At 50.1% G+C, this 15,571-nt stretch carries 11 protein-coding genes and 1 tRNA gene; all 12 read left to right on the forward strand.

What is annotated here, in order from left to right:
* Positions 1–112 precede the first annotated feature (112 nt).
* The 12 genes from IDSA_RS11670 to fusA all read left to right on the forward strand — a co-directional run bounded on the left by IDSA_RS11670 (position 113) and on the right by fusA (position 15,482).
* Positions 113–189 (forward strand) — tRNA-Trp (locus IDSA_RS11670).
* A gap of 54 nt (positions 190–243) precedes the next feature.
* Positions 244–624 carry a preprotein translocase subunit SecE gene (gene secE, locus IDSA_RS11675; protein ID WP_034777267.1) on the forward strand — a complete coding sequence of 127 codons (381 nt, stop codon included), beginning with the start codon at positions 244–246 and terminating at the stop codon, positions 622–624.
* A gap of 2 nt (positions 625–626) precedes the next feature.
* Complete coding sequence (nusG, locus tag IDSA_RS11680) at positions 627–1,172, forward strand: transcription termination/antitermination protein NusG (protein ID WP_034777268.1); 546 nt, start codon at positions 627–629, stop codon at positions 1,170–1,172.
* Between the two features lie 188 nt (positions 1,173–1,360).
* On the forward strand, positions 1,361–1,792 hold the full coding sequence (rplK, locus tag IDSA_RS11685) for a 50S ribosomal protein L11 (RefSeq protein ID WP_034777269.1): 432 nt from the start codon (positions 1,361–1,363) through the stop codon (positions 1,790–1,792).
* A gap of 1 nt (position 1,793) precedes the next feature.
* The gene (gene rplA / locus IDSA_RS11690) at positions 1,794–2,492 is read left to right on the forward strand and encodes a 50S ribosomal protein L1 (RefSeq protein WP_034777273.1); all 699 of its coding nucleotides are present in this window, start codon (positions 1,794–1,796) and stop codon (positions 2,490–2,492) included.
* Between the two features lie 259 nt (positions 2,493–2,751).
* Positions 2,752–3,270, forward strand: coding sequence for a 50S ribosomal protein L10 (gene rplJ, locus IDSA_RS11695; RefSeq protein WP_034777275.1), 519 nt, complete (start codon positions 2,752–2,754; stop codon positions 3,268–3,270).
* A gap of 53 nt (positions 3,271–3,323) precedes the next feature.
* Entirely contained in the window at positions 3,324–3,698 is a 375-nt protein-coding gene (rplL, locus tag IDSA_RS11700) for a 50S ribosomal protein L7/L12 (protein ID WP_034777277.1), read from the forward strand.
* A 213-nt stretch (positions 3,699–3,911) separates the two neighbouring features.
* A complete protein-coding gene (rpoB, locus tag IDSA_RS11705; protein WP_034777279.1) occupies positions 3,912–7,940 on the forward strand; it encodes a DNA-directed RNA polymerase subunit beta in 4,029 nt (1,342 codons plus the stop codon).
* A gap of 32 nt (positions 7,941–7,972) precedes the next feature.
* Entirely contained in the window at positions 7,973–12,214 is a 4,242-nt protein-coding gene (gene rpoC / locus IDSA_RS11710) for a DNA-directed RNA polymerase subunit beta' (protein ID WP_034777281.1), read from the forward strand.
* Positions 12,215–12,406: 192 nt separating this feature from the next.
* Positions 12,407–12,781, forward strand: coding sequence for a 30S ribosomal protein S12 (gene rpsL, locus IDSA_RS11715; RefSeq protein ID WP_034777283.1), 375 nt, complete (start codon positions 12,407–12,409; stop codon positions 12,779–12,781).
* Positions 12,782–12,857: 76 nt separating this feature from the next.
* Positions 12,858–13,328, forward strand: a complete 471-nt coding sequence (gene rpsG / locus IDSA_RS11720; RefSeq protein ID WP_034777285.1) for a 30S ribosomal protein S7 — start codon at positions 12,858–12,860, stop codon at positions 13,326–13,328.
* A gap of 30 nt (positions 13,329–13,358) precedes the next feature.
* Positions 13,359–15,482, forward strand: coding sequence for an elongation factor G (gene fusA, locus IDSA_RS11725; RefSeq protein WP_034777289.1), 2,124 nt, complete (start codon positions 13,359–13,361; stop codon positions 15,480–15,482).
* Positions 15,483–15,571 lie beyond the last annotated feature (89 nt).

Raw genomic sequence — 15,571 nt, forward strand, 5'->3', positions numbered from 1 at the left:
CCCGTGGTAGAACCACGGGCTACGCACTTGATTTTTAATCCACCCACTCATCTTGTTTTCACTGGCCTGATCGGTATAATACAGCGTCCATTCCGTCTGTGCCGGAATATGCAGGGGTGTAGTTCCAATTGGTAGAACAGCGGTCTCCAAAACCGACGGTTGGGGGTTCGAATCCCTCCACCCCTGCCAAATTTCAGATGTTAGCTGATCGCTATCGCATTTTTTAACGCTAGGATTGAATAAATGAGTGCAAATACCGAAACGCAAAGTAGCTCTTTCGACAGCATTAAATGGCTGGTCGCTATTGCGCTGCTGGCTGCGGCAGTGGTAGGTAACTACTATTACGGTGAGCAAGTGTCCGTACTGTACCGGGCAATTGGCGTGGTATTACTGGTTATCGTAGCTGGTGTTGTTGCTGGTTTAACCGACAAAGGGCGCCGTTTTCGCACGTTTGCGAAAGAAAGCCGTACTGAGATACGCCGCGTGGTATGGCCATCACGTCAGGAAGCCACGCAAACGACTATTATTGTCGTGGTCGCAACGGCCCTGATTGCACTTCTGCTGTGGGGAATGGATGCCATTCTCGTGCGGGTTGTTGGCTTCTTCACCGGACTGGAGTTTTAATTATGACTGAGACCGCCAAGAAACGCTGGTACGTGGTACAGGCTTTTTCCGGATACGAAGGTCGGGTAGCCAATTCATTGCGTGAGCATATCAAAATCCATGGCATGGAAGACAAGTTTGGCGAGATCCTGGTGCCGACTGAAGAAGTCGTCGAAATGCGTGCTGGTCAGCGTCGCAAGAGCGAGCGCAAGTTCTTTCCCGGCTACGTGCTGGTTGAAATGGCCATGGACGAAGAAAGCTGGCACTTAGTAAAAAGTATCCCACGGGTATTAGGCTTTATTGGTGGTAAGCAGGATCGCCCAACCCCAATTACTCAGAAAGAAGCCGATACCATTCTGAACCGTCTGCAGGAATCTGTTGATAAGCCACGGCCGAAAACCTTGTTTGAACCAGGTGAACTGGTACGGGTTACCGACGGACCTTTTGCTGACTTCAATGGCACCGTCGAAAGCGTTGATTATGAAAAGAGCCGCCTGACGGTATCTGTTTCTATCTTTGGCCGGGCCACACCGGTCGAGCTGGAATTCGCTCAGGTCGAGAAAGCTTAACGACCAGATAGCGGACGAAAAACGTTCGATGTGATCTTGCATTGGGGTGCGAATAGGACTATAATTCGCGTCCTTTTTTATATCGGGGAGCCGTTTGAGTAAGTCACCTCTTCGTTTCTGCAATCGCCGAGGGGCCGCAGAAATGGACGATTTACAAGGCGTTAGACCCACAACAAGAGGCAATACACATGGCTAAGAAGTTAAAGGCTATCATCAAGCTGCAAGTAGCAGCTGGTGCAGCAAACCCATCACCACCGGTTGGTCCTGCCCTGGGTCAGCATGGTGTGAACATCATGGAATTCTGTAAGGCATTCAACGCATCGACTGGCGATCTTGAAAAAGGCGCTCCGGTTCCGGTTGAGATTTCTGTCTACGAAGACCGTTCGTTCACCTTCATTACTAAAACTCCTCCAGCCGCATACCTGCTGAAAAAAGCAGCCGGCATCAAGAGTGGTTCAGGTCGTCCGAATACCAGCAAAGTAGGTACGGTTACCCGTGCACAGCTGGAAGACATTGCCAAGGTAAAAGAGCCAGACTTAACAGCGGCTGACCTTGATGCAGCGGTACGTACTATCGCCGGCTCTGCCCGTGCGATGGGTCTGAATGTGGAGGGTTTGTAAGATGGCTAAGCAAAGCAAACGTGCACGCCTGATCGCCGAGAAAGTTGAACTTCGTGATTACGAATTCAGCGAAGCGGTCAGCCTGTTGAAAGAACTGGCAACTGCCAAATTCAGAGAAAGCGTTGATGTTGCCGTTAATCTCGGTATCGACGCTCGTAAATCTGACCAGAACGTACGTGGCGCCACTGTGCTGCCAAACGGTACTGGTCGTGACGTTCGCGTAGCTGTATTTACCAGCGGCGCCAACGCAGAAAAAGCGAAAGAAGCTGGTGCTGACATCGTTGGTATGGAAGACCTGGCCGAGCAAGTGAAAAAAGGCGTGATGGATTTTGACGTCGTTATCGCTTCTCCAGACGCTATGCGCGTTGTTGGTATGTTGGGTCAAATCTTAGGTCCACGTGGCCTGATGCCAAACCCGAAAACCGGTACTGTTACTGCTGACGTCGCTACTGCTGTTAAGAACGCGAAATCAGGTCAGGTTCGTTATCGCAACGATAAAGGCGGCATCATCCACGCCACTATCGGTAAAGTCGATTTCGAAAGCGACCACCTGAAAGAGAATTTAGAAGCATTACTGGTTGCCCTGAAGAAGGCGAAGCCTTCTACAGCTAAAGGCCAGTTTATCAAGAAAGTAAGCTTATCAACCACTATGGGTGCTGGCGTTGCAATCGACCAGAGCTCATTGAGTGTTGGTGCTTAAATAAGGTTTGTGGGTTGGAGCTGCCACTTTAGGTAAAGCTAAGTGAAGTGGCTCCCGTCCAAGACCGCAGGGGTATCGCGGTAGATTCCCGCAAGGGGATCTGAAGCGACACTTAATGTCCTGCGCAGATGGTGTAATCCGACTCAGACTCTCTGGGTTAAGAGATTCACCGTGGCAACGTGGCAGATGCAATTTTGGTCTGCCTATGTGTAACGAAGGTCCGCGGTTTTGCCAAGGACCGAAAAAAGGGGTGATATCAGTGGCACTAGGTTTAGCAGCAAAAAAAGCAATCGTTAAAGAAGTTAACGATGTTGCTTCAAAGGCTCTATCCGTCGCTGTTGCTGAGTATCGGGGAATGGAAGTCGCGCACATGACAGTGCTGCGCCGGAAAGCCCGTGAGCAAGGTGTGTATCTGAAAGTTATTCGGAACACCCTGGCGAAGCGTGCATTTCAGGATACGCAGTTCGATGACATGGACGCCGCACTGAAAGGTCCACTTGTTTACGGCTTTTCTTTGGATGCGCCTGGTTCTGCCGCGCGTTTGTTCAAAGATTTCGCTAAAGAAAACAAGCACCTGAAAGTGACTGCACTATCGATCGGTAACGGTCTGATGGGCGCAGATAAATTGGATGCAGTTGCATCACTTCCGACTCGTGACGAAGCATTGGCGAAATTGCTGGCTACCTTCAAAGCACCTGTTAGTAAGTTCGTTCGTACTATGAACGAAGTACCTACTAAGTTTGTGCGTGTGTTGGCAGCAATTAAAGACGCTAAATAGAAGCTGGTTTTTTAACCAATTAATTGAAATTTATAACCCAGGAGTTTTGAGTTATGGCTCTTACTAAAGATGATATTTTGAATGCAATCGCTGAAATGCCAGTAATGGATCTGGTAGATCTGATTGCAGCTGCTGAAGAAAAATTCGGTGTTGACGCATCTGCTGCTGTTGCAGTAGCTGCTGGCCCTGCTGCTGCTGCTGAAGTTGCAGAAGAGCAAACTGAATTTGACGTAATCCTGAAAGCTGCCGGCGCAAACAAAGTTGGCGCTATCAAAGCAGTTCGTGCAGCAACTGGTCTTGGCTTGAAAGAAGCTAAAGAAATGGTTGAGTCTGCGCCTGTTGCCGTTAAAGAAGGCATCAGCAAGGATGACGCTGCAGCACTAAAAACTCAGCTTGAAGAAGCTGGTGCAGAAGTTGAAATTAAATAAGCAACTGCATAAACAAAACTTGGCCTTTTAGGCCTGGGGCTGGTGACTTTTGGGTCACCAGCCTTTTTGCGCTGTTAAGCATGTATCATTTTTGCCCGTTCTTGGGGTGCATGCTCGCGGTGACAAAAACGGGAACGACAAGCTTTAACAGTTTGTTTTTAACCATCGACTCCTCGATGGTTAGGGTCATCAATCAGCTAGCTGAGGAACCCCATGGCGTACTCCTACTCTGAGAAAAAACGTATTCGCAAGGATTTTGGTAAGCGGCCTCATGTACTTGAAGTGCCTTACTTATTGTCAATCCAGTTAGATTCATTTAAAAAATTCATTGAGCCGGATCCAGAGGCCAATAATGGCCTGGAAGCGGCTTTTCGCTCCGTATTTCCGATTGCTGCGTATTCCGGCAACTCAGAATTACAGTATGTGAGCTATCACCTGGGTAAGCCGGTATTTGACGTTAGTGAATGTCAGGTACGTGGTATTACCTACTCAGCTCCTTTGCGGGTAAAACTGCGTCTGGTTCTTTATGATAAAGAAGCAGCGGCAGGCACCGTTAAAGATATTAAAGAGCAAGAAGTCTACATGGGTGAAATTCCCCTGATGACTGAAAACGGTACCTTTGTAATCAATGGTACTGAGCGCGTAATTGTTTCTCAGCTACACCGTTCGCCGGGTGTGTTCTTTGACCATGACAAGGGTAAAACCCACTCGTCAGGTAAAGTGCTGTATAACGCACGGGTTATTCCTTATCGTGGTTCATGGCTCGATTTCGAGTTTGATCCTAAAGATAACGTGTTCGTACGTATCGATCGCCGTCGTAAATTACCGGCGACGATTATTCTGCGTGCACTGGAGTACTCCACCGAAGAAATCCTTGAGATGTTCTTCGATACGACTTATTTCCAGTTCCGCGGCAAGAAAGTATTTATGCAGTTGGTGCCAGAGCGTCTGCGCGGCGAAACTGCGAAGTTCGATATTAAAAATGATGACGGTGACGTTATCGTTGAAAAAGGCCGCCGTATTACCGCGCGCCATATCAGCCAGATCGCCAGCCTGAACCAGCCAGAAATGGAAGTTCCGCTGGAATATCTGGTCGGTAAAGTATTAGCCAAAGACTACACCGACAAGAAAACCGGTGAAGTTGTAGGTGCTGCCAACGCTGAACTGACTCTTGAACTGCTGGCGAAATTGCGCGAAGCAGGCTTTAAGAAGTTTGAAACCTTGTTCATGAATGATTTGGACCACGGTCCATACGTGAGCGAGACCCTGCGTATTGATTCAACCAGCAACCGTCTGGAAGCTTTGGTTGAAATCTATCGCATGATGCGCCCTGGTGAGCCACCAACGAAAGAAGCAGCAGAAAATCTGTTTGAGAATCTGTTCTTCAGCGACGATCGTTATGATCTGTCTGCAGTTGGTCGTATGAAGTTTAACCGTCGTCTGGGTCGCGATGACCTGACCGGTAGCGGTGTGCTTTCGAAAGAAGACGTCGTTGAAGTGATGAAGAAGCTGATCGAAATACGTAACGGCCTGGATGAAGTCGATGATATCGACCACCTGGGTAACCGTCGTATACGTTCAGTCGGTGAAATGGCAGAGAACCAGTTCCGGGTGGGCTTAGTCCGCGTTGAACGGGCCGTGAAAGAGCGCCTGAGTCTGGGCGATCTGGATGCGGTTATGCCACAGGATTTGATTAACGCCAAGCCAATCAGCGCGGCCGTGAAAGAGTTCTTTGGTTCCAGCCAGCTGTCACAGTTTATGGATCAGAACAACCCGCTCTCAGAAGTAACGCACAAGCGTCGTATTTCTGCATTAGGGCCGGGTGGTCTGACGCGTGAGCGTGCCGGTTTCGAAGTTCGTGACGTACACCCGACCCACTACGGTCGCGTATGTCCAATCGAAACACCGGAAGGCCCGAACATCGGTCTGATTAACTCACTGGCGACCTTTGCCCGTACCAATGAATATGGTTTCCTGGAAACCCCGTACCGTCGTATCGAAAACGGTGTGGTCACTGATGATGTGGATTACCTGTCAGCTATCGAAGAAGGTCAGTACGTTATCGCTCAGGCCAACGTGGCATTGAACGATAAAGGCGCCCTGACTGAAGATCTGGTGCCATGTCGTCATAAGAACGAATTTACCCTGATGTCAAAAGAGCAGGTCCAGTACATGGACGTTGCTCCGCAGCAAATCGTGTCGATTGCGGCCAGTCTGATTCCGTTCCTGGAACACGATGATGCCAACCGCGCACTGATGGGCTCGAACATGCAACGTCAGGCGGTACCAACCCTGCGCGCTGATAAGCCGCTGGTAGGTACTGGTATTGAACGTACTGTAGCTGTGGATTCAGGTGTAACCGTAGTCGCTAAACGTGGCGGTGTGGTCGATAAAGTCGACGCCAGCCGTATCGTGGTGAAGGTGAACGAAGAAGAGATGGTACCAGGCGAAGCCGGTATCGATATCTATAACCTGGTGAAATACACCCGGTCGAACCAGAACACCTGTATTAACCAGAAACCAAACGTTAACGTTGGTGAGCCGGTTACCCGTGGCGATGTACTGGCTGACGGTCCGTCTACTGATATGGGCGAACTGGCCCTTGGTCAGAACATGCGCGTGGCCTTCATGCCGTGGAACGGTTACAACTTCGAAGACTCGATTCTGATTTCTGAGCGGGTGGTGCAGGAAGATCGCATGACCACCATTCACATTCAGGAACTGAACTGTGTCGCGCGTGATACCAAACTGGGTGCCGAAGAAATCACTTCAGACATCCCGAACGTGGGTGAGTCTGCGCTGAACAAGCTTGATGAGTCAGGCGTTGTTTATGTCGGTGCCGAAGTGAACGGCGGTGATATTCTGGTTGGTAAGGTAACGCCGAAAGGCGAAACCCAGCTGACTCCGGAAGAGAAGCTGCTGCGAGCGATATTTGGTGAGAAAGCATCTGATGTAAAAGACAGCTCACTGCGTGTGCCTAACGGTGTCACCGGTACTGTTATTGACGTCCAGGTGTTTACCCGTGATGGCGTTGAGAAAGACAAGCGCGCTATCGCGATCGAAGAAATGCAGCTCAAGCAGGTTAAGAAAGATCTGACTGATGAATTCAAGATCCTTGAAAAAGGTATCTTAGAGCGCGCGCGTTCACTGCTGCTGGCAAATGGTTTTGACGAATCAAAACTGGCCAGCATGGATCAGAGCAAGTGGCTGACACAGAACCTGAAAAAGGAAAGTGCCCAGCAACAGCTTGAGCAGATCGCTCAGCAGTATGAAGAAATCCGTCAGGATTTTGACGCCAAGTTCGAGAACAAACGTCGCAAAATCACCCAAGGTGATGATCTGGCGCCTGGCGTTCTGAAAATTGTTAAAGTGTACCTTGCCGTACGCCGTCGCATTCAGCCTGGTGATAAGCTGGCTGGTCGTCACGGTAACAAAGGTGTTATCTCGACCATAGTACCGGTTGAAGACATGCCTTATGACGATCACGGTAACCCGGTTGATATCGTACTGAACCCCTTGGGTGTTCCGTCACGGATGAACATCGGTCAGATCCTGGAAACCCATTTAGGACTGGCAGCTCGTGGCATAGGTACTAAGATCGAAAACATGATCAAAGAGCAGAAGAAGGTCGCAGAAATGCGAGACTTCCTGCAGAAAGTATACAGCCTGGGTAATACCCGTCAGGACGTAGACATCAGTGAGTTCAGCGATGACGAAGTAATGCGTCTGGCGAACAACTTGAAGAAAGGCCTGCCAACGGCTACGCCGGTATTCGATGGTGCTGTAGAAAGTGAAATTAAAGAACTCCTGAAACTGGGTGACTTGCCGGAATCTGGCCAGATTACCTTATTTGACGGACGTACCGGTGAACGGTTCGAGCGTGATGTAACTGTCGGTTACATGTACATGCTGAAACTGAACCACTTGGTTGATGACAAGATGCACGCGCGCTCTACTGGTTCGTACAGCTTGGTTACCCAACAACCGCTGGGTGGTAAAGCGCAGTTCGGTGGTCAGCGCTTCGGTGAGATGGAAGTGTGGGCACTGGAAGCTTACGGTGCTGCTTATACGCTGCAGGAAATGTTGACAGTGAAATCGGACGACGTAAACGGTCGGACGAAGATGTACAAAAACATTGTCGACAACGATCTGCGGATGGAAGCAGGTATGCCGGAATCCTTCAATGTATTGCTGAAGGAAATCCGCTCGCTGGGTATCAACATCGAGTTGGACCAGGACTGAGTAACCGGACGCTAATTGCCAGGAGATAAATCGTGAAAGACTTATTGAAGTTTTTAAAACCGATGAACCAGACCGAGGAGTTCGATTCGATAAAAATCGGACTTGCCTCGCCGGATCAGATCCGTAGCTGGTCATTCGGTGAAGTTAAAAAACCGGAAACAATCAACTACCGCACGTTCAAGCCTGAGCGTGACGGTCTGTTTTGTGCCCGGATTTTCGGCCCGGTTAAAGACTATGAGTGCTTGTGCGGTAAGTACAAGCGCCTCAAGCACCGTGGTGTGATCTGTGAGAAGTGTGGCGTTGAAGTCACGCTGACCAAAGTTCGCCGTGAGCGGATGGCTCACATTGAACTGGCGAGCCCGGTTGCGCACATCTGGTTCCTGAAATCACTGCCAAGCCGGATCGGCCTGATGCTGGATATGACCCTGCGTGATATCGAGCGGGTATTGTATTTTGAATCATACGTGGTTACTGAAGGCGGCATGACCAACCTCGAACGCAGTCAGATTCTGACTGAAGAAGAGTATCTGGATGCGCTTGAAGAACACGGTGATGAGTTCGAAGCCAAGATGGGTGCTGAAGCGATTCTGAGCCTGCTCAAGCATATTGATATCGAAGCCGATATCAAAGTGCTGCGTGAAGAGCTGCCGGAAACCAATTCAGAAACCAAGCGGAAGAAAATCAGCAAGCGCCTGAAATTGCTGGAATCATTCCATTACTCAGGCAACAAGCCAGAGTGGATGATCCTGAAAGTGCTGCCAGTATTGCCACCGGACCTGCGTCCATTGGTACCACTGGACGGCGGCCGCTTTGCGACTTCCGATCTGAACGATTTGTATCGCCGCGTTATTAACCGGAACAACCGTCTGAAGCGGCTGTTGGATCTGGCTGCGCCGGATATCATCGTCCGTAACGAAAAGCGGATGTTGCAGGAAGCGGTTGATGCCTTGCTGGATAACGGCCGTCGCGGTCGTGCCATCACGGGTACCAACAAGCGCCCACTGAAATCCCTGGCTGACATGATCAAGGGTAAACAGGGTCGTTTCCGTCAGAACTTGCTTGGTAAGCGGGTCGACTACTCGGGCCGTTCGGTTATTACTGTTGGTCCTAAACTGCGTCTGCACCAGTGTGGTCTGCCGAAGAAAATGGCTCTGGAACTGTTCAAGCCGTTTATCTATGGCAAGCTGGAAGGTCGTGGTCTGGCAACCACTATTAAAGCCGCGAAGAAGATGGTTGAGCGCGAAATCCCGGAAGTATGGGACGTACTTGACGAAGTTATCAAAGAACACCCGGTGATGCTGAACCGTGCACCAACTTTGCACCGTTTGGGTATCCAGGCGTTCGAGCCGGTACTGATTGAAGGTAAAGCGATTCAGCTGCACCCGCTGGTCTGTGCCGCCTATAACGCGGACTTTGACGGCGACCAAATGGCCGTCCACTTACCGCTGACACTCGAAGCACAGCTTGAAGCCCGTGCCTTGATGATGTCGACCAATAACATTCTGTCGCCAGCTAGTGGTGAACCTATCATCGTTCCTTCACAGGATGTTGTCTTAGGTATCTACTACATGACGCGTTCGAAAGTAAACGCGCCGGGCGAAGGCATGATATTCAAAAATGCCAAAGAAGCCGAAAAAGCGTACCGCACTGGTGCGGCGGCGTTGCATGCGCGGGTTAAAGTCCGTCTGGCTGAAGTTGAAATCAGCGAAGAAGGCGAGCGCACCAACACCTCGACTATCTATGACACCACCGTAGGCCGGGCGATTCTGTCGCTGATCCTGCCAGAAGGCTTGTCCTTCAGCATGATTAACCAGTCGATGGGTAAAAAGCAGATCGGCCGCTTGTTGAACACCACCTACCGGGATCTGGGTCTGAAGCCGACGGTTATTTTTGCTGACCAAATCATGTACACCGGTTTCCACTACGCGATGATCGCGGGTGCGTCGGTTGGTATTGATGACATGGTTATTCCGGACGAGAAGAAGACCATCATCGAAGCTGCTGAAGAAGAAGTTGCAGAAATTCAGGAGCAGTTCGAGCAAGGTCTGGTTACCGCCGGTGAGAAATACAACAAAGTTATCGACATCTGGTCAACGGCGAACGAGAAAGTATCCAAAGCCATGATGGATAACTTGTCGAAAGAGTTTGTCACCAACAAAGACGGTGAGCAGGAAGCTCAGGATTCCTTCAACTCGGTCTATATGATGGCTGATTCAGGCGCTCGTGGTAGCCCTGCACAGATTCGTCAGTTAGCCGGTATGCGGGGCCTGATGGCGAAGCCGGATGGTTCGATCATCGAAACACCTATTACCGCGAACTTCCGTGAAGGTCTGAACGTACTTCAGTACTTCATCTCAACGCACGGTGCGCGTAAAGGTTTGGCCGATACCGCACTGAAGACTGCGAACTCAGGTTACCTGACTCGTCGTCTGGTTGACGTAGCGCAGGATGTGGTCATTGTTGAACACGACTGTGGTACCGAAGAAGGCCTGTTCGTGAAGCCGTTGATTGAAGGCGGTGACGTAGTAGAGCCGCTGCGTGAGCGGGTGCTGGGTCGCGTGCTTTGTGACGACGTTATGGTTCCGGGCAAAGACAAAGATGTGCTGTTACCACGTAACACCTTACTCGATGAGAAGATGTGTGACGTGTTAGAGCAGAACTCGATCGATGAAGTAAAAGTTCGCTCGGTTATCACCTGTGATACTGACTTTGGTGTCTGTTCACACTGTTATGGTCGCGACCTGGCTCGTGGCCATATGGTTAACCAGGGTGAAGCAGTCGGTGTTATCGCTGCCCAGTCTATCGGTGAACCTGGTACCCAGCTGACCATGCGTACCTTCCACATCGGTGGTGCGGCATCGCGGGATTCTGCAGCCAACAACGTACAGGTGAAAAACGCCGGTACCCTGAAGCTACACAACGCTAAGTACGTTGAAAACAGTGACGGCCATCTGGTTATCACCTCACGTTCAACGGAACTGACACTGATCGATGAATACGGTCGTGAGCGCGAACGCTACAAGGTTCCTTATGGTGCCGTGCTGAAGAAAGGCGAAGGCGATGCGGTTGAGAAAGGCGAAGTGGTTGCCAACTGGGATCCGCACACGCATCCAATCGTTACCGAGGTAGCGGGTCGTCTGAAGTTTGTCGACTTGATCGATGGCGTCACTATGACCCGTCAGACCGACGAACTGACTGGCTTGTCCAGCATCGTGGTACTGGAAACCGGACAACGGACCAGCGCCGGTAAAGATATGCGACCAATGGTGAAACTGGTTGATTCGAAAGGTAAAGACGTCAACATCGTCGGTACCGACATTCCTGCGCAGTACTTCCTGCCGGGTAATGCGATCATCAACCTGGAAGATAACGCCGAAGTGAAAGTTGGTGATACGGTTGCACGTATTCCACAGGAAGGCTCGAAGACCCGGGATATTACCGGTGGTCTGCCACGAGTTGCCGACCTGTTCGAAGCGCGCCGTCCGAAAGAACCAGCGATTCTGGCAGAAGTGTCAGGTACTGTCAGCTTCGGTAAAGAAACCAAAGGCAAGCGTCGTCTGATCATTACCCCAACTGACGGTAACGATCATTACGAAGAGATGATTCCGAAATGGCGTCAGCTGAATATCTTTGAAGGTGAGCAGGTGACTAAAGGTGAAGTTATCGCCGATGGTCCTGAAGCACCGCATGATATTCTGCGCTTACGTGGCGTAAGTGCGTTGTCTAACTACATCGTTAACGAAGTGCAGGAAGTTTACCGTCTGCAGGGTGTTAAGATTAATGATAAGCACATCGAGACCATAGTGCGTCAGATGCTGCGTAAAGCAATCATCCTCAGCCCGGGTGAAACCGAACTGCTCGAAGGCGAAATGATGGAGCTCTCTGACGTGCTGGCGGCTAACGCCAAAGCCGAAGAAGCAGGCAAAATGCCAGCCACTTATGAGCGTCAGCTGCTGGGTATTACCAAGGCGTCGCTGTCGACTGAGTCATTTATCTCAGCGGCATCGTTCCAGGAGACTACCCGCGTACTGACTGAAGCAGCGGTACAAGGTAAGCACGACCCATTACGTGGTCTGAAAGAAAACGTTATCGTGGGACGCTTGATCCCAGCCGGTACCGGTTTCGCTTATCACCGCGAGCGCGCCCGCAAGCGTGCTGAACAGGCCGAAATGACAATCGCTCCAAAAGTGACTGCCGAAGAAGCCGAACAGCAATTAGCGGATGCACTAAATGCCGGTCAGAAAGACGATAAATCGGACAATTCTGCTGAATAATCAGTAGCCTGTCTGAAGCAAAGTAAAGAGCCAGTGCCCTTTTCGGCACTGGCTCTTTTGTTTAACTCCTTGACAGGTGAATTTATGACCATTAAAATTCGCCCTCCCCATATTTCGGGCGGCTAGCTCGTGGTCGGGGGAAATTGGATTTTTCACTCTGTTGAGCGACATCAACAAAATCAGGAGTAATGAATGGCAACAGTTAACCAGCTGGTGCGCAAAGGTCGTCAAAAGCCGGTTGTTAAAAGCAACGTTCCGGCACTTGAGGCTTGCCCACAAAAACGCGGGGTATGTACCCGTGTTTATACAACCACACCGAAGAAGCCAAACTCGGCACTGCGTAAAGTATGCCGTGTGCGTTTGACTAACGGCTACGAAGTTTCTTCGTACATCGGTGGTGAAGGTCACAACCTGCAAGAACACTCCGTGGTACTTATCCGCGGTGGTCGTGTAAAAGACTTGCCAGGTGTTCGTTATCACACAGTGCGCGGGGCCCTTGACTGTGCCGGCGTAAACGACCGTAGACAAGCACGTTCTAAATACGGCGCGAAACGGCCCAAATCTTAACGGTTCTCCGTTAGTAAGGCCAAACACTGTAATTTTAAGTTTTGGGTAATACCCTGAATTAATCGGAGAAATTGAGATGCCAAGAAGACGCGTCATAGGTCAGCGTAAAATATTGCCAGATCCTAAGTTCGGATCAGAGCTGCTGGCTAAGTTCATCAATGTCGTCATGGTTGACGGCAAAAAATCTGTCGCAGAACACATTATCTACGGTGCCCTTGAAATCATGGCTGAAAAGTCAAAGAAAGAGCACTTAGAAGTATTTGAAGTCGCATTGGACAACGTGCGCCCTACAGTAGAGGTTAAATCTCGCCGGGTTGGTGGTTCTACCTACCAGGTTCCTGTAGAAGTACGTCCTGTGCGTCGTAATGCACTGGCTATGCGTTGGTTAGTTGATGCCGCGCGTACTCGGGGTGAAAAATCCATGGCTCAGCGTCTGGCAGGTGAAATGCTGGATGCATCAGAAAACAAAGGCTCTGCTGTGAAGAAGCGCGAAGACGTCCACCGTATGGCCGAAGCAAACAAAGCGTTTGCTCATTATCGCTGGTAATTCACAAGCAACCATTAGAGGAATTTTATTGTGGCTCGACAAACTTCGATTGAGCGCTATCGTAACATCGGTATCGTAGCTCACGTAGATGCAGGTAAAACGACCACGACCGAGCGTGTGTTGTTCTACACCGGTCTGTCTCACAAAATCGGTGAGGTACATGACGGTGCAGCAACAACAGACTGGATGGAACAGGAGCAGGAGCGTGGTATCACTATCACCTCTGCTGCAGTAACCTCCTTCTGGCGTGGTATGGATGCACAGTTCCCTGAACACCGCATCAACATTATCGACACCCCAGGACACGTTGACTTTACCATTGAAGTAGAGCGTTCATTGCGCGTACTTGATGGTGCTGTAGTAGTTCTGTGTGGTTCTTCAGGTGTGCAGCCGCAGACTGAAACTGTTTGGCGTCAGGCCAACAAATATGAAGTACCACGCATGGTATTCGTCAACAAGATGGATCGTGCCGGTGCAGACTTTTTGCGTGTTATAAGTCAGCTGAAATCACGCTTAGCAGCAAATGCAGTACCTATTCAGTTACCTATCGGTGCTGAAGACGAGTTCAAAGGCGTCATCGACTTAATTAAGATGAAAACCATCAACTGGAACGAAGCCGACAGCGGTATGACCTTCACTTATGAAGAGATCCCGGCTGATCTGCTGGATGAAGCTGAGCAGTATCGTAGCGAGATGATCGAAGCTGCCGCTGAAGCCAACGACGAGTTGATGAACAAGTACCTTGAAGGTGGCGAACTGACTGAAGCCGAAATCAAACACGGCTTACGTACGCGTACACTGAAGAGCGAAATTGTTCTTTGTCTGTGTGGTTCTGCGTTTAAAAACAAAGGCGTTCAGGCGGTTCTGGATGCGGTTATTGAATACTTACCTTCACCAACTGAAGTTAAGCCAATCCGCGGTATCCTGGATGACGAATCTGAAGGCGTGCGTAAATCTGACGACAACGAGCCGTTCTCGGCGCTGGCGTTTAAGATTGCGACCGACCCATTCGTTGGTACTCTGACCTTCTTGCGGGTTTACTCAGGCGTTCTGTCACAGGGTGACAGCGTACTGAACCCGGTAAAAGGCAAAAAAGAGCGTATCGGCCGTATGGTTCAGATGCACGCGAACGACCGTAAAGAGATCAAAGAGATCCTGGCGGGCGACATCGCTGCAGCAATCGGTCTGAAAGACGTAACTACTGGTGACACCCTGTGTGATCTCAATAACATTATCACGCTGGAGCGGATGGAATTCCCTGAGCCGGTAATCTCTATCGCGGTTGAGCCAAGAACTAAGGCTGACCAGGAAAAAATGGGTATCGCGCTGGGTAAACTGGCGGCAGAAGATCCATCTTTCCGGGTTAAAACTGACGAAGAGTCTGGTCAGACGATCATCTCTGGTATGGGTGAATTGCACCTTGATATCATCGTTGACCGTATGAAGCGTGAATTCAAAGTTGAATGTAACGTTGGTAAACCTCAGGTAGCTTATCGCGAAAGCATCCGCCAGAAAGTGGAAGTTGAAGGTAAGTTCGTACGTCAGTCTGGTGGTCGTGGACAATTTGGTCACGTCTGGCTGCGTCTGGAACCGATGGAATTCGACGCGAATGACGATGAAACTCCGAACTATAAGTTCGTGAATGAAGTCGTTGGTGGTGTGGTACCGAAGGAATATATTCCGGCGGTCGACAAAGGTATCCAGGAACAAATGCAGAACGGTGTTCTGGCAGGTTACCCGGTACTTGGTGTTAAAGCGACTCTGTATGATGGTTCATACCACGACGTCGACTCATCTGAAATGGCATTCAAAATTGCTGGTAGCATGGCGTTCAAGAAAGGCGCACTGCAAGCTAAACCGGCACTGCTTGAGCCAATGATGAAAGTTGAAGTGGTTACCCCTGAAGACTTCATGGGTGACGTAGTTGGTGACCTGAACCGTCGTCGCGGTATCATCGAGGGCATGGAAGATGCTCCTGGTGGTCTGAAAGAGGTTCGTGCTCAAGTTCCATTATCAGAAATGTTCGGTTACGCTACTGACCTGCGCTCGCAGACTCAGGGCCGTGCATCTTATGCGATGGAATTCCTGAAGTACGCGGAAGCACCAAACAACGTTGCTGAGCAGGTTATTGCCGCTCGGAATACTAAAGATTAAGTAGAGTCTGGTCCGGTTCTTCAGGGACCGGACTTTTAACTTAAGTTAAGGAAAAGTCATGTCAAAAGAAAAATTTAATCGCGTCAAAC

This window comes from Pseudidiomarina salinarum, assembly GCF_000753715.1.
GTDB lineage: Bacteria > Pseudomonadota > Gammaproteobacteria > Enterobacterales > Alteromonadaceae > Pseudidiomarina > Pseudidiomarina salinarum.

What these genes read in the sequence shown, in the direction of transcription:
- secE (WP_034777267.1), top strand. Translation starts at nt 244, where the DNA reads ATGAGTGCAAATACCGAAACGCAAAGTAGCTCTTTCGACAGCATTAAA.
- nusG (WP_034777268.1), top strand. Translation starts at nt 627, where the DNA reads ATGACTGAGACCGCCAAGAAACGCTGGTACGTGGTACAGGCTTTTTCC.
- rplK (WP_034777269.1), top strand. Translation starts at nt 1,361, where the DNA reads ATGGCTAAGAAGTTAAAGGCTATCATCAAGCTGCAAGTAGCAGCTGGT.
- rplA (WP_034777273.1), top strand. Translation starts at nt 1,794, where the DNA reads ATGGCTAAGCAAAGCAAACGTGCACGCCTGATCGCCGAGAAAGTTGAA.
- rplL (WP_034777277.1), top strand. Translation starts at nt 3,324, where the DNA reads ATGGCTCTTACTAAAGATGATATTTTGAATGCAATCGCTGAAATGCCA.
- rpoB (WP_034777279.1), top strand. Translation starts at nt 3,912, where the DNA reads ATGGCGTACTCCTACTCTGAGAAAAAACGTATTCGCAAGGATTTTGGT.
- rpsL (WP_034777283.1), top strand. Translation starts at nt 12,407, where the DNA reads ATGGCAACAGTTAACCAGCTGGTGCGCAAAGGTCGTCAAAAGCCGGTT.
- rpsG (WP_034777285.1), top strand. Translation starts at nt 12,858, where the DNA reads ATGCCAAGAAGACGCGTCATAGGTCAGCGTAAAATATTGCCAGATCCT.